This is a genomic window from Streptomyces radiopugnans, from assembly GCF_900110735.1.
Classification (GTDB): domain Bacteria; phylum Actinomycetota; class Actinomycetes; order Streptomycetales; family Streptomycetaceae; genus Streptomyces; species Streptomyces radiopugnans.
In genome coordinates this window covers 115772-133845 of record NZ_FOET01000004.1, presented here as the reverse complement: position 1 = coordinate 133845, position 18074 = coordinate 115772, and the positions used below count along the sequence as shown (strand labels likewise).

General features: G+C 72.6%; 15 protein-coding genes. 6 read left to right on the top strand and 9 right to left on the bottom strand.

The annotated features are described in order from the left end of the window. Window positions 1-23: 23 nt before the first annotated feature. Entirely contained in the window at window positions 24-989 is a 966-nt protein-coding gene (gene bla / locus BMY40_RS10720) for a class A beta-lactamase (RefSeq protein WP_093658057.1), read from the top strand. A gap of 49 nt (window positions 990-1038) precedes the next feature. Here bla and BMY40_RS10715 read toward each other — a convergent pair whose 3' ends face one another. From BMY40_RS10715 to BMY40_RS10705, 3 genes are all read right to left on the bottom strand, one after another. Beyond that, window positions 1039-1203: an SRPBCC family protein gene (locus tag BMY40_RS10715; protein ID WP_425443097.1), complete on the bottom strand. Its 165-nt coding sequence runs from the start codon at window positions 1201-1203 to the stop codon at window positions 1039-1041. Window positions 1204-1246: 43 nt separating this feature from the next. Next, window positions 1247-1954, bottom strand: coding sequence for a Rossmann-fold NAD(P)-binding domain-containing protein (locus tag BMY40_RS10710; protein WP_093658055.1), 708 nt, complete (start codon window positions 1952-1954; stop codon window positions 1247-1249). A gap of 103 nt (window positions 1955-2057) precedes the next feature. Next, on the bottom strand, window positions 2058-3071 hold the full coding sequence (locus tag BMY40_RS10705; protein WP_245770000.1) for a hypothetical protein: 1014 nt from the start codon (window positions 3069-3071) through the stop codon (window positions 2058-2060). Window positions 3072-3427: 356 nt separating this feature from the next. Between BMY40_RS10705 and glgC the strand changes: the two genes are divergently transcribed. Continuing rightward, complete coding sequence (glgC, locus tag BMY40_RS10700; RefSeq protein ID WP_093658053.1) at window positions 3428-4648, top strand: glucose-1-phosphate adenylyltransferase; 1221 nt, start codon at window positions 3428-3430, stop codon at window positions 4646-4648. Between the two features lie 62 nt (window positions 4649-4710). Here glgC and BMY40_RS10695 read toward each other — a convergent pair whose 3' ends face one another. The 3 genes from BMY40_RS10695 to BMY40_RS10685 form a co-directional block, all read right to left on the bottom strand. Further along, window positions 4711-6453, bottom strand: a complete 1743-nt coding sequence (locus tag BMY40_RS10695; protein WP_093658051.1) for a cellulase family glycosylhydrolase — start codon at window positions 6451-6453, stop codon at window positions 4711-4713. 329 nt (window positions 6454-6782) lie between these two features. Beyond that, window positions 6783-7679 (bottom strand): alpha/beta fold hydrolase, encoded by an 897-nt coding sequence (locus BMY40_RS10690; RefSeq protein WP_177213956.1) that lies wholly within the window; start codon window positions 7677-7679, stop codon window positions 6783-6785. Window positions 7680-7847: 168 nt separating this feature from the next. Further along, window positions 7848-8051, bottom strand: a complete 204-nt coding sequence (locus BMY40_RS10685; RefSeq protein WP_093658049.1) for a cold-shock protein — start codon at window positions 8049-8051, stop codon at window positions 7848-7850. A gap of 358 nt (window positions 8052-8409) precedes the next feature. On the opposite strand from BMY40_RS10685, the gene BMY40_RS10680 reads away from it, so the two are divergent. From BMY40_RS10680 to BMY40_RS10670, 3 genes are all read left to right on the top strand, one after another. Next, complete coding sequence (locus BMY40_RS10680) at window positions 8410-10041, top strand: cellulase family glycosylhydrolase (protein ID WP_245769999.1); 1632 nt, start codon at window positions 8410-8412, stop codon at window positions 10039-10041. A gap of 188 nt (window positions 10042-10229) precedes the next feature. Next, entirely contained in the window at window positions 10230-11675 is a 1446-nt protein-coding gene (locus BMY40_RS10675; RefSeq protein WP_093658045.1) for a glyceraldehyde-3-phosphate dehydrogenase, read from the top strand. Window positions 11676-11914: 239 nt separating this feature from the next. Beyond that, window positions 11915-13504 (top strand): carbohydrate-binding protein, encoded by a 1590-nt coding sequence (locus tag BMY40_RS10670; RefSeq protein WP_245769998.1) that lies wholly within the window; start codon window positions 11915-11917, stop codon window positions 13502-13504. Between the two features lie 141 nt (window positions 13505-13645). Here the strand turns inward: BMY40_RS10670 and BMY40_RS10665 are convergent, their stop codons facing one another. Then, window positions 13646-14602 (bottom strand): DsbA family oxidoreductase, encoded by a 957-nt coding sequence (locus tag BMY40_RS10665; protein WP_093658041.1) that lies wholly within the window; start codon window positions 14600-14602, stop codon window positions 13646-13648. 152 nt (window positions 14603-14754) lie between these two features. On the opposite strand from BMY40_RS10665, the gene BMY40_RS10660 reads away from it, so the two are divergent. Further along, window positions 14755-15372 (top strand): TetR/AcrR family transcriptional regulator, encoded by a 618-nt coding sequence (locus BMY40_RS10660; RefSeq protein WP_245769997.1) that lies wholly within the window; start codon window positions 14755-14757, stop codon window positions 15370-15372. A 43-nt stretch (window positions 15373-15415) separates the two neighbouring features. On the opposite strand, the gene BMY40_RS10655 is transcribed toward BMY40_RS10660, so the two are convergent. Together BMY40_RS10655 and BMY40_RS10650 are read right to left on the bottom strand one after the other, a co-directional pair. After that, window positions 15416-16822: an FAD-dependent oxidoreductase gene (locus BMY40_RS10655; protein WP_177213955.1), complete on the bottom strand. Its 1407-nt coding sequence runs from the start codon at window positions 16820-16822 to the stop codon at window positions 15416-15418. Beyond that, entirely contained in the window at window positions 16819-18066 is a 1248-nt protein-coding gene (locus BMY40_RS10650) for an MAB_1171c family putative transporter (RefSeq protein ID WP_093658037.1), read from the bottom strand. The genes BMY40_RS10655 and BMY40_RS10650 overlap by 4 nt, the downstream gene beginning before the upstream one ends. Window positions 18067-18074 lie beyond the last annotated feature (8 nt).

Sequence of the window (18074 nt, the reverse complement as noted above, 5' to 3'; positions counted from 1 at the left end):
CGGGCGCCCAGGAGGTCCGGACCATGCGGCACACCCGTGCCCGGCGCGCCCTGCTCGGCGCGCTCACCGCGCTCGCTCTCACCCCGCTCGCCGCCTGCGGGCAGGGCGCCTCCCCGGCCACGCCGTCCCCGTCCGCCGCCGCCCCGGATCCGAGCACCGCCCCGGATCCGAGCAAGGCCCCGAAGCCGACCGCGGCCGCGGAACCGTACGTCCGTGATCTCAGGTCGCTGGAGCGCGAGTTCGACGCGCGGCTGGGCGTCTACGCCGTGGACACCGGCACCGGACGGGAGGTGGCCTACAACGACGACGAGCGATTCGCCTACGCCTCCACGTTCAAGGCGCTGGCCGCAGGCGCCGTGCTGCGGAAGTACTCCCCGAGCGGGATGGAGGAGGTGGTCGAGTACTCCGAGGACGACCTCGTCGCCCACTCCCCGGTGACCGGGAAGCACACCGGAACCGGGATGACCCTGCGTGAACTGTGCGAGGCCGCCGTCCGCTTCAGCGACAACACCGCGGCCAACCTGCTGTTCGACGCGGTGGGCGGGCCCAGGGGACTGGACACCGTGCTGGAGGAGATCGGTGACGACGTCACCCGGATGGAACGCCGTGAACCGGAACTGAGCCGGTGGGCCCCGGGCGAGACGCGGGACACGAGCACGCCGCGCGCTTTCGCCGGGAACCTGCGCGCGTTCGTCCTCGGGGACGTCCTCGGCGAGGGCGAACGCGCGCAGCTCGCGGAGTGGCTGCGCACCAACGTCACCGGATCCGGGCTCATCAGGGCCGGGATGCCCCGGGGCTGGGTGGTCGGCGACAAGACCGGGACCGGCAGCGGCTACGGGGTGCGCAACGACATCGCCGTGGTGTGGCCCCCCGCCGGCGCCGCTCCCATCGTCGTGGCGATCATGTCGAACCGCGACGAGGAGGACGCCGAGCACGACGACGAACTGATCGCTGAAGCGGCGTCGGTGGTCGCCGACACGCTGTCGTGACGGCAGGCGGACCAGGGGACCGGCGGGGCGACCGGGCGCCCCGCCGCCGTCATCCGGAACGCCCGCCCGCCTCGGCCAGGCGGGCGAGGTCGGCCGGCGCCATGCGCGCACCCGCCTCGTTGTCGGCGGCCGGCACGCCGTCGGGGTCTCCTTCGCGCACGATGAGGACATCGGTGCCGCCGGGCGCGTCGGTGAGGGGGGTCGTCATCGTCATCGTGCCGCGGAAGGCGGGACCGGAGGTCTCGGACTCGACCTCCTCACCGCCCCACCACGGGGACGCCGTCCGGGCGGCCGGCGAGGAGTGCCGCGATGTGGTCGGCGCAGCGCAGGGCCGCCTCTGCCATGGCGCCTTCGGTCATGCCGGCGACGTGCGGGGTGAGCAGGGCGCCGGGCAGGCCGAACAGGGGTGAGGTGAAGGCGGCGTGCTCGTGGGCGAAGGTGTCGACGGCGGCGGCCGGAGCACTCCAGCGGCCGCGGTGCGACGCCTCGTCGTACGCGGGCAGGTTGCGGACCAGGGCGAGCAGCTGGGCCAGCGCGAACTCCGCGACCGCGGTCGCGTTGGAGCCCGGGGTGTGGGTGACGGCGACGCCGTGGCGGGCGGCGGCGTCCAGGTCCACGTGGTCGGTGCCCGCCCCGGCCCGGCCGATCACCCTCAGCCGGTGGGCCAGTGCCGGACCGGTCGCCGCCGCCAGGAAGTCGGCGCGCAGCGGCACACCGGCGCGGGACTTGACCGCATGGTGGCCGAGTCCGCCGCGGACGGTCTCGGAGATCACGGCGGACTCGTCGAAGAGGTCGAAGTCGGTGAAGGCCACCCGGCCCGCCCAGGCCGCCCGCGCACCCGCCGGGTCGGTCACCCGCCGGAGGTTCAGCGTGATCTCCAGCCCGTGCCCGAGCAGGCGTTCCAGCTCGCGGTCGAGCAGCCTGCCGGGAGCCGCGTCCAGCAGCAGGATCCGCGTCCGCTCCATGTGCGGCGCCCTCTCCTCCGTGTTCCCGGTCCCCTCGTGCCCGAGGGGCCGGCGTGGCGGACACCGGTGAGGGCATCCCGGTGCTCCTCCGGTGCCCCTGCCCTCAGACCGCCGCGCAGGCGGTGCACGCGGCGGCCCGCAGGGGGTCGTAGCGGCGGCCGCACGCGCACCGGGGCCAGCCCAGGCAGGACGGGCACATGGTGTACGGGGCGGCGACGGGAACGCCGCAGGAGCCGTCGCGCCCCTCGCACTCGGGCATGGGCCGGTGGGTGACGGCTTCGGTCGGGGTGCGGTCCGCGGGCGTGGCGGCGGGCGCCTCCCGGCCGCCGCCCTCCTCGGCGGCGGGGCGGGGCCCGGCCCCACGCCGGCCGGCGCACAGAGGGCAGGGCAGGTCGGGATTGCCGGGCGTCCAGCCGTCGTCGCAGCGGGCCGGGCATCCGCCGGGCGCCAGCAGCCATACGGCGACGTGGTCGGGCCGGTGGCCGTCCTGGTGCTCGTCCGCGTCCCGGCTCAGGGGGCGGGAGGCCCAGCCACCCCACCAGCGGCGGTCGACGCGGGCGGCGAGCTGGGCGACGGTGTGGTACCGCAGTTCGGCGCGGATGGTGTCGACGACGGCGGGAGGGGCGGTGCCTCCGCAGGCGCGGATGACCTTGTCCGGCAGGGCGGCGAGGACGGCGCGGACCGGGTCGGCGGAATCGGGGGCGTTCCGGCAGGTGTCGCACTGGCCGTCCAGCCGGCTCCGGGGGAAGTAGACCCGTTCCCGCCGCGGGGCCCTCTCGCCGGGCCTGCCCGCGCCGTCCGGACTCCGCGTCCCGGACTCTCCGCGGACCGCTGCGTCCCCGGGGCGTGCTGGGAGCGGGGCGTGGCAGGTGCGGCACAGGCCGCGGCAGGCCCGGCACCGGCCGCCCTGGGCGGAGGGGGCGCCGCAGCCGGGGCACTCGCGGCGGCACACGTCGCACAGATGGTCTTCGGGGTGGGGGACGGGCAGGGGGCGGCTTCTGTCCTGGCAGCGCAGGCACTTTCCGGTGTCGATGTCGCAGGGGGTGGGCAGGAGGGGCATGCCGGGGCAGGTGCCGCAGCGTACGGCGACGTGCTCTTCGGTGCGGCGAAAGATCATGCCGTGCTCCCGCTCCCGTGGGCTGTGATCGGTCCGGTGCCAGAATGCCACGCCGCACCGGCACCGGGGCCGCCCCCGCGTCCGCCGCCGGTCGCCGGGGTCCTCGACCCTCGCAGGGCGGGCCGCCGCCGCGGGCGCGGGAGATCGACTTTCGCAACCGCGCCGGGTGAGCGACCCTGGAACAGGACGTTCGGGGGACGGGGCCGTACGAGCGCGGGTCCGATCGCCGTGGAGTCTCCGCCGGGCGTCCGCGGCGGTGCGGGCACCCGTGCCGAGCCCCTCGCCCGCGAGCCGAGGCGGCTCCCCCGCCCCGGGGCACGCGGCCGGGGCGGAGCGGAGGCGAGAGAGGAACTGCGATGCGACGCGGCGGACCTTCGGTGCTGGGAATCGTGCTGGCCGGCGGAGCGGGCAAGCGGCTGATGCCGCTCACGGCCGACCGGGCCAAGCCCGCGGTCGTCTTCGGCGGGACGTACCGCCTGGTCGACTTCGTGCTGTCCAACCTGGTCAACGGCGACATCCTGCGGATCTGCGTCCTGACCCAGTACAAGTCGCACTCGCTGGACCGGCACATCACCACCACCTGGCGGATGTCGAGCCTGCTGGGCAACTACGTCACGCCCGTGCCCGCCCAGCAGCGCCTCGGCCCCCACTGGTACCTGGGCAGCGCCGACGCCATCCTCCAGTCGCTGAACCTGGTCATGGACGAGCGCCCCGACCACATCGCGGTCTTCGGCGCCGACCACGTCTACCGCATGGACCCGCGGCAGATGCTGCGGCAGCACATCGACGGCGGCGCCGGGGTCACCGTCGCCGGCATCCGGGTGCCGCGCGCGGAGTCCTCCGCCTTCGGCGTCATCAAACCCGGCCCGGACGGCCGGACGGTCGAGGGCTTCCTGGAGAAGCCCACCGATCCGCCCGGTCTGGAGGACGATCCCGACTCCGTCCTCGCCTCCATGGGCAACTACGTCTTCTCCACCAGGGCGCTGGTGGAGTCCCTCTTCAAGGATGCCGAGGACGAGAACTCCGCGCACGACATGGGCGGCTCCATCCTGCCCATCCTCACCGAGAGCGGCGAGGCGCAGCTGTACGACTTCAGCACCAACCACGTGCCCGGCGAGACCGCCCGCGACCAGGGGTACTGGCGCGACGTGGGCACCCTCGACGCGTACTACGACGCCCACATGGACCTGATCGCCGAGCGCCCGGCCTTCAACCTGTACAACCGCGACTGGCCGGTCTACACCCACTCCAGCCAGCTGTCGCCTGCCCGGTTCAACGCCGGGGGCATCGCGGGCGAGTCCATCGTCAGCGCGGGCTGCCTGATCCGCGGCCAGGTGACCCGCTCGGTCCTCTCGCCCGGCGTGGTGGTGGAGGAGGGGGCGGTCGTGCAGGACTCCGTCCTCCACGACAACGTGCGTGTGGGGCGCGGCGCGATCGTCAGGGGCGCGATCCTGGACAAGCACATAGAGGTGCCCCCGGGTGCCGCGGTCGGGGTCAACGAGCAGCGCGACCGGGAGCTGTACTCCGTCTCGGAGAACGGCGTGGTTGCGCTGGGCAAGGGGCAGCGCGTCCTGTGAGTCGTGCGGCGCCCGGCCCCGGGCGGGCGGGCGCGAACCCGCCCGCCCGGGGCCGGTGACGGTCAGGCGGCGGTGCCGGTGACCGAGGTCCCGGACTTGGTGACGTGGTAGGTCACCTTCGCCCCGCTCCAGTAGTGGAAGGTGAGCGTCACGCGGGCGCCGTCCCTGACCTCGGCGAAGAAGTCGGACGTCAGGACGGTGGCACCGCCTGCGTAGTCGGGTGCGAACGCGCGGTCGAACTCCTTGTAGGACGTCCAGTCGTGGGGGCCGGCGTTGGTGCCGTCGGCGTACTTGGCCTCCATCGTGGCGAGCCTGTCGCCGCGGAAGTCGGTGGGAACGGCGAAGGAACCCGTCGTACCGGTCGCGTCGCGCAGGACGGGCGTGTCATGGGTGATCAGGTCGATCCGCCAGGGCACGCCGCGTGAGAACCGTGCGTGCAGCACCGCGTTGGTGCCGTAGGCCCGGGAGCCGCTCAGCCGGGTGATCGCGGCGGCGGTGATGGTGAGCCGGTCGCCCTGGACGGTGTAGTCCCTGCCGCGCACCAGGTCGGTGGAGCCGTGGCGCAGCCCGGTGAAGGAGGTGCCGTTGAGGTTCAGGGTGAGCGTCTTGCCGGTGACGGCCTCGCTGCGGGCGCTGAAGACCTGGTCGGAGGAGGCGGTGCCGGACCGGGTCGTCCAGCTGGACCTGATCTGGGCGAACAGCTCCGGGTCGTTCCAGCGGAATCCGGTGCGCTGGAAGTGCTGGCCGTTGTCCCACAGCATCGTGGTGATGTTTCTGGTGCGGGCGTGGTACCCGAGGAACTCGAAGAACTTCAGCTTCTCGCCCTGCTGGACGGTGCCGGTGTGCCGGTCGAAGCCCAGCAGGCCGTACTCACCCAGGATCACGGGGACACCCCGGGCCACGAAGGTGTCGTGGACGCGGTCGAACGCGTCGGTGAGGTCCTTCTGGGCGGTGGCGTCGAAGCGCGTACCGCCCGCGACGTTCACGCTGAAGGGCCAGTAGCCGTAGTAGTGCACGGTCGCGGCGACACGGGGATCGCCGAGGGCGTCGATGGTGTCGGCCAGTTCGTCCACCCGCGCCTGGTCGGCGGAGGTGTGCAGGGTCGGCAGGACGAGCAGGCGGTCGGTGTTGCCGCCGCCGGACTGGCGCACGATGCGGTGGAAGGAGGTGTTGAGCTCGTCCAGCAGCGCCGCGTTCCGGGCGTCGTCCAGGCCGCCGTTGAACTGCGGCTCGTTGACGCTTTCGAACACCAGCCTGGAGGGGTGGTCCCGGAAGGTGTCGGCCAGCTGCTCCCAGATGGCGTTGTAGCGGGCGAGCACACCGGCGCGGTCGGACGGCATGTCCGCGATCCACTGCCAGGAGTCGTGATGAATGTTGATCATGACATGGAAGCCGTCCGCCAGTGCCCAGTCGACGACCTCCTCGACGCGGTCGAGATATTCCGCGTCAAGGGCGTGATCCGGTGCCGGACCCTGGTGCCGGCCCCATGTCACGGGAATGCGAATGCTCTTGAAGCCCTGTGCCCTGACGTTGTCGAGCAGCGCCTCGGTGATACGGGGATTTCCCCACGATGTCTCGTCGCTGCCGGTGGCGTCGAGGGAGTTGCCGAGATTCCATCCGGGCTGCATCGCGGCGACCTGGGACATCGCGGCACTCGAGGCGCGTTTGTGGTGTCCGGCGTCGGCCACCGCTTCGGGACTGCCGGCGGCCAGCACGCTCAGCCCGGCGAGCAGCGTGACGACGCCGCTCGTCAGCAGGCCGGCCCACCGGCGGGTCTTCCCCGTTCTGTCACGTAAACCGGACATCGCACTCCTCGTGGTCACATCGCGCGGTGATAAGGAAATGGAGCCGAATGCGGGCGCGTTCGGCCGCGGCGGCCCGCCGGGAATACCGCTCCGCCGCGATGTTCGCAGCGGCGGATCAGCGGCGCAAGGGCCGATGCGCGGGCCCGGTGGAAAGGCCCGTCCAGCAATATGGACTTCCGGGCAGGAACCGAGACGTTCGACCACCGGCGTTCGACACGTGATGGATCGTCGAATGGAATTCGACGGCCGGGGCCGGAAAACGAACCGGCCGGAACCACGGCCGATGCGAATCCCCGCGGCCCGGCGGTCCGGCGGGGCCCGCCGGCGCTTCACGCCCCGTCCGGCAGCGGCCCCTGGCGTCCCTCCGGGCGCGGACGGGCGGGCGGGGCGACATCGTCGCGGACGAACCGCGCCAGTTCGGCGGCCAGTCGCTCGGGCCGGTCCTCGGGAACGAGGGTGTAGCTGTCGTCGATCTCCACCAGGCGCGAGCGCGGGAAGAGCGCGGCGAGCCGGGGGCCGTGCTCGCGCGGCATCAGCCTGTCCTCGGTCGCCCACACCACGAGGGTCGGACGGCCGAAGCCGCGCAGGCGGCCGGGAAGGGCACGCAGCTCGGACACCGGGGGGGTGGAGAGGGCGAACGTGCGCAGGTCGCGCCGTACGCCGGGATCGGTCAGGGCCGGGCGGAACCAGGCGTCCATCACCTCGGTGGGGACCGGGCGCTTGCTCATCCAGCCCCAGGCGCCGGGCGCGCGCCGGAACCACCCGAATCGCTGCAGCTGCATCGCGAGCCACAGGAGCGCGGGGAACCGCGCGCTGCGGGCCACGGCCTTGCCGGGCCTGCCCGGAGGGAAGTTGTCGAACGCCTCGCACGCGACGAGGACCAGGCCGGCGATCCGGTCCGTGGGCCCGTCCGCGATCAGGAACTGGGCGCCGCCCCAGTCGTTGAGCACCAGTACGGCGTCATGGAGGTCGAGCGCCTCGAGCAGCTCGCCGACCATCGAGGCGACGCCGTGGTGTGTGACGAGGTCGGGGCGTGCCATCGGCCGCCGGTGGCTTCCCAGGGGCAGGGTGGGGCAGACGCAGCGGTATCCGGGGCCGAGCTCGGCCACGACCTTCCGCCACAGGGTGCCGTCCATGTTCACCCCGTGGAGCAGGACCAGGACGGGCCCGTCTCCCCCGGTGTCGGTGTAGTCGACGGTGCCCGCGGTCAGCGTCACTCGGGGCATGGCCACCTCCTCGGCGTGCACCGCACGGTACACACCGAGGAGGTGCTTCGCCGGTCCTCCCGGCCCGTCCGCGTCCCCCGGTCCCGGATCCCTCCGCGCGGGCGGCTTCCGGGGACGGGACGGGCCCGGCACCCGAAGCGGGGTGCCGGGCCCGTGGCGGTGCCGGGGTCAGGCCGGGCGGATGTTCTCCGCCTGCGGGCCCTTCTGGCCCTGGGTGACGTCGAACTCGACCTTCTGGCCCTCGTGCAGCTCGCGGTAACCCTGGGCCGCGATGTTGGAGTAGTGGGCGAAGACGTCGGGGCCGCCGCCCTCCTGCTCGATGAAACCGAAGCCCTTCTCACTGTTGAACCACTTCACGGTGCCCTTGGCCATGACCGTCTCCTTCTCCTTGGGACCGGACCCGTCCTGTGGGCCCGGGAGGTGATCGCCCTGGTCCGGAGATGAGCTGAACAGCGAGAACGCCCGTGATCGTGACCACGGGCGAACGAGACTTCGGAACCACGACTGCTGTTCACGACGCTACACCGCACAGTCGGCAGCCGCTACCGACACGGCCGGGCGTGTCCTGACGGGCCTGCGGGCCCGGCCCGCCCGGCGGTACTCCCGCGGCCGTCCGGGTGGGGAACCGTGTGCGGCACCTTGACGGGACACGAACAGGGCGAGAAGCATGGGAGCGCTCCCAAAATCCATCAGGAACCCACGTCGGTTTCCGTTCCCTTCCGGAGTCGCGGTGAGAAGAACAAGAGCGCTGGTCGCCCTGTTAGCCGGGCTGGCCACCTTCCTCGGCACGGGCGCCACGGGCCCGGCCGCCCACGCCGAACCGGCCGGCGCATCGGCGGCCGGCCTCCACATCGAGGACGGCCGCCTGCTCGAGGCCAACGGCAACGACTTCGTCATGCGCGGCGTCAACCACGCCCACACCTGGTACCCGGGCGAGACGCAGTCGCTCGCCGACATCAAGGAGACGGGCGCCAACACCGTCCGCGTCGTCCTCGCGAGCGGTCACCGCTGGAGCGAGAACAGCCCGCAGGACGTGGCCGCCGTCGTCGGCCAGTGCAAGGAGAACCGGCTGATCTGCGTACTGGAGGTGCACGACACCACCGGCTACGGCGAGGAGGCCGCCGCCGCCTCGCTGGACCAGGCGGCCGACTACTGGATCGGCCTGCGGGACGTGCTCGCGGGCGAAGAGGAATACGTCATCGTCAACATCGGCAACGAGCCCTGGGGCAACACCGACCCCGCCGGCTGGACCCGGCCGACCATCGACGCCGTCCAGAAGCTGCGCGACGCCGGCTTCGAGCACACGATCATGGTGGACGCGCCCAACTGGGGCCAGGACTGGCAGGGGGTCATGCGCGCCAACGCGCGAACGGTCTACGACGCGGACCCCACCGGCAACCTGATCTTCTCGATCCACATGTACAGCGTCTACGACACCGCCGAGAAGGTCTCCGACTACCTCAACGCCTTCGTCGACGCCAGACTGCCCGTCCTCATCGGCGAGTTCGGCGGGCCCGCCGACCAGTGGGGCGACCCGAACGAGGACGCCATGATGGCCACCGCCGAGCAGCTCGGCCTCGGCTACCTTGCCTGGTCCTGGAGCGGCAACACCGATCCGATCCTCGACCTGGTCATCGACTTCGACCCCGGCCGGCTCAGCCCCTGGGGCCAGCGCGTCTTCCACGGGGAGAACGGCATCGCGCAGACCTCCCGCGAGGCCACCGTCTTCGGCGGGAACTCCGGCGACACCGAAGCCCCCACCGCCCCCGGCGCCCCCACCGCCTCGGAGGTGTCCGCCACCTCCGCGACCCTGAGCTGGGCGGCCTCCACCGACAACGTGGGCGTCACCGGCTACGACATCGTCCGCGTCGACGGCGGCACCGAGACCCGGATCGCCGGCTCGGCGACCGAGAAGGTCACCCTGAGCGGTCTGACGGCCGAGACCGACTACACCTTCGCGGTCTACGCCAGGGACGCGGCCGGCAACCGCTCCGCCCGCTCGGGCACCGTCACCGTCACCACCGCCGAGGGCGGCACCGCGGGCACCTGCTCCGTCGGCTACAGGGTCGTGGGGGAGTGGGGCAGCGGCTTCCAGGGCGAGATCGTGATCCGCAACACCGGCGCCGCCGCCGTAGACGGCTGGACCCTGGCCTTCACCCTCGACGACGGCCAGGTCATCAGCACCATGTGGGGCGGTACGCCCACGCAGGAGGGGGAGTCGGTGAGCGTGACCCCGGCCTCCTACACGAGCACCATTCCGGCGGGCGGCTCCGTCACCCTGGGCTTCCTCGCCGCCGTCGACGGCCCGAGCACCGCGCCGACCGCGTTCACGCTCAGCGGCAGCGCCTGCGCCGTCGCCTGACCCGGCCGTACCTCACCGGCGGGCGCCGCTCACCCGCGGCCGGCCCGCCGGTGAGCGGTCGCCCGGCTCCCGTGGCGGCCGTGCTGCCGGGCGCCGCCGCGGCACCCCCGGTCAGGGCGGTACCACCCGGGTGATCAGAATAGGGGGTGGTTAACATATGAGCACCGCCTAGCTCGAAAGATGAACCTGTGACTACCACCGTGGACTCGTTCACCAACTGGAAGAACCGCGAGGAGATCGCGGAGTCGATGATCCCGATCATCGGGAAGCTGCACCGGGAGCGGGACGTCACGATCCTGCTCCACAGCCGCTCCCTGGTGAACAAGTCGGTGGTCAGCATCCTCAAGACCCACCGGTTCGCCCGGCAGATCGCCGGCGAGGAACTCTCGGTCACCGAGACGCTGCCGTTCCTGCAGGCCCTCACCACGCTGGACCTCGGCCCCTCCCAGATCGACATCGGCATGCTCGCCGCGACGTACCGGGCCGACGACCGCGGGCTGACGGTGGAGGAGTTCACCGCCGAAGCCGTCGCCGGCGCCACCGGCGACAACAAGATCAAGTGCCGCGAGCCGCGCGATGTGGTCCTCTACGGCTTCGGCCGCATCGGCCGCCTCCTCGCCCGCCTGCTCATCGAGAAGACCGGCTCCGGCAACGGCCTGCGGCTGCGCGCCATCGTCGTCCGCAAGGCCGCCGGCCCGGACCTCGTCAAGCGCGCCTCGCTGCTGCGCCGCGACTCCATCCACGGCCAGTTCCAGGGCACGATCACCGTCGACGAGGCGAACAACAAGATCATCGCCAACGGCAACGAGATCCAGGTGATCTACTCCGACGACCCGACGGCGGTGGACTACACGGCGTACGGCATCAAGAACGCCATCCTCATCGACAACACCGGCAGGTGGCGCGACCGGGAGGGCCTGTCCAAGCACCTGCGCCCCGGTGTCGACAAGGTCGTCCTGACCGCGCCGGGCAAGGGCGACGTCCCCAACATCGTCCACGGCGTCAACCACGAGACGATCAAGCCGGACGAGCGGATCCTGTCCTGCGCCTCCTGCACCACCAACGCGATCGTGCCCCCGCTGAAGGCGATGGCCGACGAGTACGGCGTCCTGCGCGGCCACGTTGAGACCGTCCATTCGTTCACCAACGACCAGAACCTGCTGGACAACTACCACAAGTCCGACCGCCGCGGCCGCTCGGCGCCGCTCAACATGGTCATCACCGAGACCGGTGCCGCCTCCGCCGTCGCCAAGGCCCTGCCCGACCTCAAGGCGAAGATCACCGGAAGCTCCATCCGCGTCCCCGTGCCGGACGTCTCGATCGCGATCCTCAATCTGCAACTGGCCCGCGAGACCACCCGCGAGGAGGTCCTCGACTACCTCCGCAACGTGTCGCTGACCTCACCGCTCAAGCGCCAGATCGACTTCATCAGCGCCCCCGACGCGGTCTCCAGCGACTTCATCGGCTCGCGCAACGCCTCGATCGTCGACGCGGGCGCCACCAAGGTCGAGGGCGACAACGCGATCCTCTACCTGTGGTACGACAACGAGTTCGGCTACTCCTGCCAGGTCGTCCGCGTCGTCCAGCACGTCTCCGGCGTCGAGTACCCCACCTACCCCGCCCCGGCGGTCTGACCCCGGCGGCCCGGTTTCCGCGCCCCGCCCGGTCCGGTGACACGGGCGGGCGGGGCGCGTGATCCCGGCGGGTGGGTCCGGTTCTGAGCAACCGCTTGTCGAACATCTTCTCCTCGGTCCCTTCTATTGACGTGCCTGGACTGCCCTCTTAGCTTGGCAAGCGCTTTCCATCCTTCATGTCGAAAGCCACACCGCCATGCCTGCCGTGCAGGCACCCCCCACAGAAGGGCGATGTCCCGATGAGGCCGAGAACCCCGCTGTCCTTACTGGCCTGCGCCACCCTGGCGGCCGGCGTCGCCGTGGCGTTGCCCGGCGCCACGGCGACGGCCGCGCCGGTCCGCTACGAGGCCGAGCGCGCTCCCGCCACCTGCGACGGCGCCATCGAGTCCGAACACGCCGGCTACTCCGGAACGGGCTTCTGCAACGGCCGCAACGCCGTGGGCGCGGCCGCCCGGTTCACGGTGGACGCCCCGCAGGCCGGCACCGCGACGCTGTCGGTCCGCTTCGCCAACGGAACCGCCGCCGCACGGCCCGCGGACATCACGGTGAACGGCTCGGCGGTCGCGTCGGCGTCGTTCGAGACCACCGGCGTGTGGGACGGATGGACGACGAAGACGCTCACGGTGCCGGTGAGGCAGGGCGGCAACACCGTCCGGCTCAGTCCCACCGGTACGGGTGGTCTGCCCAACATCGACCACCTCGACGCCGAGGTGGCCGGCGACGGCACCACGCCGCCGCCCTCGGGCTCCGCGCTGTACGTGGCGCCGAACGGCAGTGCCGGCGCTTCCGGGACGGAGTCCGATCCGACGACGCTCACCTCGGCGATCAGCCGGGTCGCCCCCGGCGGGACGATCCTTCTGCGCGGCGGCACCTACCGCTTCTCGCAGACGGTCACCATCCCGCAGGGCAACGACGGCACACCGGGCGACCGCACGGAACTGTCCGCCTACCCGGGTGAGACGCCGGTGCTGGACTTCTCGGCGCAGAGCGAGAGTTCGTCCAACCGCGGACTCGCCGTCAACGGGTCGTACTGGCACGTCAAGGGCATCGTCGTCGAGCGGGCCGGCGACAACGGGATCTTCGTCGGCGGCAGCGACAACGTCATCGAGCGCACGGTGACGCGCTTCAACCGCGACACGGGACTGCAGCTTTCGCGGATGTCCTCCTCCACCCCCCGCGACCAGTGGCCCTCCCGCAACCTCATCCTGAGCGCGGAGTCGCACGACAACGCCGACTCCGACGGCGAGGACGCCGACGGCTTCGCCGCGAAGCTCACCTCCGGACCCGGGAACGTCTTCCGCCACACGGTGGCCCACAACAACATCGACGACGGCTGGGACCTCTACACCAAGGACGAGACCGGGCCCATCGGCGCGGTGACCATCGAGGACTCCCTCGCCTACGAGAACGGCACCCTCAGCGACGGCACCCAGAACTCCAGCGGCGACCGCAACGGCTACAAGCTCGGCGGCGAGGACATCGGGGTCGACCACGTCATCCGGCGCAGCATCGCCTACGACAACGGCAAGCACGGGTTCACCTACAACAGGAACCCCGGCAGGATGACGGTGTCGGGCAACGTCAGCATCGACAACGCCCAGCGCAACTACTCCTTCGACGCCGGCACCTCGGTGTTCCGGGACAATGTCTCGTGCCGCAGCGGCAGCGGGTCCAACGACAAGACCGTCGGCGACGCCGACGGCTCGAACCAGTTCTGGTCCGGCTCGAACGGCTCCCGGTGCTCCTCGTACGCCGGTGCCATGAGCTGGTCCTTCGCCTCCGACGGGCGCCTGGTCGTGTCCTTCGGCGGCAGGACGGTGACGCCGTGACCGCTGCCCGCCCGGTCTGCCGGCCGGGCGGGCAGCGGGCGTAGGCCCCACCGGCGGAGCCCCGCGGCCGGCCGTCCGCGCACGGCCGGCCGCGGGGCTCCGCCTCTCCGGGCGGACGGCGCCCGCCGCCGGACCGGGTCCTCAGCCGTCCGCGGCGGCCGCCAGCCGCAGATGGGGACGGGCCTCCTCGTCGCGGCCCTGGCGTTCCAGAGCGCGTCCGTACAGCCTCCGTACGCACAGGTCGCCCGGGAACTCCCCGACCAGCGACTCCAGGGCGGCCCGGGCCCGGTTCAGCTGGGCGGAGGCGAAGCAGGCCCGGGCGGCCAGCAGCCGGACCCCGCGGTCCTCGCCGAACTCCTCCAGCAGCGGACGCAGCATCACCAGGGCGCCCAGCGGGTCGCGCTGGTCCATGAGCGACTCGGCCCACCGCATCCGCTCGACCTCGGCGGGAACGGGGCGCTCGCGCTCGCCGCCGCGCAGGAAGTCCGCGATGGCCTCCGGCGGCTGGGCGCCCGCCAGCGCCCGGCCGCCCACGACGATGGTGGGCGAGGTGCGCACCCCCCGGGCCTTGCCCCGCAGCAGCAGTTCGCGCACGAGGACCTCGCCCGCCTCGCCGTCCAGCAGCTCCGCGCCGAGGGGGAAGCCGGCCGCCGCGGCCACCTCGCCGAGGACCGCCCGGTCGCCGATGTCCAGGCCCTCGACGAAGTTCGCGCGCATCACGCCTTCGGCCACGGCGCCCTGCACGGACGGGCCGCCGTGCTCGTAGGCCAGGGCGATGAGCCGGTGGGCGCCGTGGCTGCTGACGCGCCACCTGGAGCCCCAGGGCGGCCCCAGGCCCTCGCGGGCGGCCACCCGCGAGATCCGCGCCCGATTCCGCGCCGGTGACAGCCCCGGCGCGCAGGCGCGCAGTGCCTCGTCCATGAGGGGGTCGCGCAGTGCTTCCTCCAGCGGAACGGCCCGGGCCGGGGCGGTCGGGTCGATCCGGAAGGGCCGCCAGACGACCTCCGTACCGCTTCGGCCGGGCAGCGCCCGCTCCAGGCGCCGTTTGCCGATGTACGCCCACGCGCAGACGACGTCCGCCCAGATCTCGATTCGCATGCCGAAAGACTAAACGACGCAAGTTGTCTAAGCAACGTGTGTTGTTTAGTGAGCTCCGGCCGTCCGGAGCCGCCGTCCGGTTCCGAACCCGGCCACTGAGCGACACACGTCGCATAGGCACCGCTTGTCGTCCGGTGGATATGCTGGCGGACGTGCCGAAGCAGAGGACACTGCCCGCCGACCGTGTGGATCCTCGTGTACTGCGGACCCGCGCCCTGCTCCGGGAGGCGGCGCTGGCGATCGCCGCGGAACGGGACGTCGACTCCATGACCATCGCCGACATCGCGGAACGCGCCACGGTCAACCGCGCGACCGTCTACCAGCACTACCGCGACCGGGACGCCCTGCTCCTGGACGCCATGGAGGAGGAAGTCGGCCGGCTCGCCCGCGCGGCCGCCCGGTGCCCGCTGACGCACCCCGCACGGAGCGCCCCGGGCGAACTGGCGGAGCTGTTCCGCCACGTGGAGGCGAACGCGACACTGTACCGGCGGATGCTCGGGCCCGGGGGGTCCGCGCGCTTCGTCAACCGGCTCAGGGAACTGCTGGCCGAGGAGGTGGCGGCCCAGCTGGGGGCGGCCGACGGCGGAGACGGGAGCGGAGCCGCTCCGCTCCTGGAACTGCGCGCCCACTACCTCGCCGGGGCGTTCGTCGGGGTGTTCACCCGGTGGGTCGCCATGCCCGGCAGGCCCGCGGCGGAGCAGGCCGCCGAGGAGGTGTGGAGGCTCCTTCGCGGGGCGCCCTCCGACCGCGGGGCCCCGGACCCGCCGTAGGCGGGGCCGGGGGCGGCACCGCCGAGGGGCGTTCGGCGACCGGTCAGTCCGAAGCCGTGACGGACGGAGCGGACAAGCCGGCGGCGGCTGTCTCCTCCCCGGTGAGGGGAGGCCCGCCGAGCTGCGGACGGCGGGGCCCGCGGAGCGCGGCGAGGGGCAGGCGGGGGTCGCCCAGCACGGACACCGGGCGTTCCAGGGAGGTGACGTCGGTGACGCGGCGGGCCACCCAGCCGTTGCCGGTCGCGGTGTGGAGCAGCCGGTCGACGTAGGCGGCCGCGGCCCTGTCGCGGAGGGTGGGGCCGTGCTCGGTGGCGCCCGGGTACAGCACGTCCTGGCCGACGGCCAGGACCCACGCGGTGTCCACCGGCCCGGCCACGGCCCGCTGGACGCGCCGGGCCAGCCCCGGGCTCCCCCAGCCGCGGCGCCTGACCGTGTCCCGCAGGGCGACGGCGCTCTGGGCCGCGGTGGACATCCCGTGCCCGTAACTGGGGTTGTAGGCCGCCAGGGCGTCGCCGAGGACGGCGAACCCCTCCGGCCAGCGTCGCATCCGCTCGTAGTAGCGGCGGTAGTTGGCGGTGGAACGGGTGAGGGTGACCTCGGTGAGGGGCTCGGCGTGCGCGATGAGCCGGCCGACGATCGGGTGCCGGGGCGCTTCCAGGGCGAAGCCGGTGAAGGCGTCGGCGTCCCCGTCCGGTTCGCCTCCGCGGGTCCCGAACAGGGTGACGATCCAGCGCCCGTCCTCGATCATGACGAGCGAGGCGCCCCGCCCGGGGGCCTGCCGGGGGTCGGCCTGGACGATGACGGTGGGGAAGCGTCCCAGCGCGCGTACGGCGGCGGGGGCCCGGAAGACACGGCTGGCGTAGACGAGGCCCGGGTCGATCCTCCGCTCGGCCGGAGCGGGCAGGCCCAGGTCCCGCAGCCAGGAGGAGGCGCGGGAGGCGCGGCCGGTGGCGTCGACGACCATGTCCGCGGTGAGCGTGTCCTCGGTGCCGTCCGCCCGGCGGACGCGGACACCGGTGACCGCGTCCGCGCCGCCGAGGAGACCGTCGGCGGTGGTGTTCTCCAGGGCGGTGACGCGCTCGTGGCCGAGGACCTGCCGGCGTACGGCCCAGTCGAGCAGCTCACGGCTGCACAGGAGCGTGTGGTGCGACTCCTCCCAGCGGCGGAACCACCCCCGCGGGCTGAGGACGACCATGTCGGTGGGCACCGGCACGTAGTGCGCTCCGCGCCCACGGAGCAGGTCCGCAGTGCCGGGCAGCAACTCCTCGACGGCCCTCGCGCCGCCGGACCACAGCACATGGGTGTGCCGTGCCTGGGGCAGTCCCCTGCGGGGCCCGGGACCGTCGGGGAGGGCGTCGCGCTCCACGACGGTGACGGTCGCGAAGTCGGCCAGGGCGCGGGCCGCGAGCATGCCGGCCAGGCTGCCGCCGAGGACTATGGCGGATCTCATGGTGCGGGGGTGTCGTTCCATGCCGTGGGGGTGCTCTCCGGCCTGGCGGCCACGTTGCGGTGGACCGTTTCGACGGTATCGGGACGGCGCAGTGCCCTGGAGACGGCTTCGACGTCGCGGAGCAGGTTGTCGGGGCTCCTCCACTCGGCGCCCCTGCCCGGGTCCTCCGCCCGGGCGGCGATGGCGGCGACGAGGGCCACGGCGCCGGCGACCCCCTCGGCCTCCCGGGGTGCGAACCGCCGGCCGAGCGCCTCCCCGAGCACGGGATCGGGGTCGAGGACCGCCCGGCGGGCCCGGCGGTGCAACTCGTGGTCCAGGTACGGGGCCAGGATGTAGAGGCTGTCCCGTATCTCCTTCTCCCGGATCGTCAGGGACGTGTGGATGTCCGGTTTGCCGACGAGCGTGGAAGGACCGGCCGGAACGTGCTGCTTCAGCAACCGGTACAGGGGCAGGAGCCTGCGGTGGCGCAGCCCGGCCCGCCAGAACTCGTGGGCGGCCTGGCCCGCGTGGGGTATCAGGAAGCCCGCGCCGATGACGATGGAACCGGCGGCGCCGAGCAGCGGGGCGGCCTGGGTGCTGAGCCAGTCCAGATCGTGGCCGCTCCACCGGCCGACGACCGCGGCGAGCTTGAGCCCGTTGAAGCCGAGGGTGGTGATGTAACCGGCGCCCATGAGCAGCAGCCCGGCGCGGAGCCAGGCGTCGACGTGGCGCACCCGGTGCTCCCAGGACCGCAGCAGCACGAAGTTCACGATGTCGGCGACGGTGTGGGCCACGATGTAGAGCATGATCATTTCGCGCAGGTACGGCTCGTTGGCGTAGTACGTGTCGAAGTCGCGCAGTCGCTCGACATCGGGATCGCCGAGCGCGAAGAGCACCCACAGCGCGACGATGACCAGTGAGTACACGACGATGACCGACCGCATCGCGCGGCTGGCCGCCGGGCTGATCCCGTCCCGCCACGCGATGAGCATCAGCAGGCAGCAGGCGCTGAACGCGGTGAGCAGGCTGTAGACCCAGGGCGCCGCGATGTTGGCCACGCCCGTGGTCCGGTTGATCAGGGCGATGCTCTGGGGGGCCGCGGAGGCGAGGACGAGAAAGGCCATGATCAGCAGAAGGCTCACCACGCGGAGCAGCGACTCGTGCCGCGCGCGGATGATCGACCGCATCTTGAGGAACAGGGGCAGCAGCGCCACGGCCGCCGCGAGGTAGTAGATGTGGGGGATGACGTCTTCGGAGGCGTCCACGGGGTCCG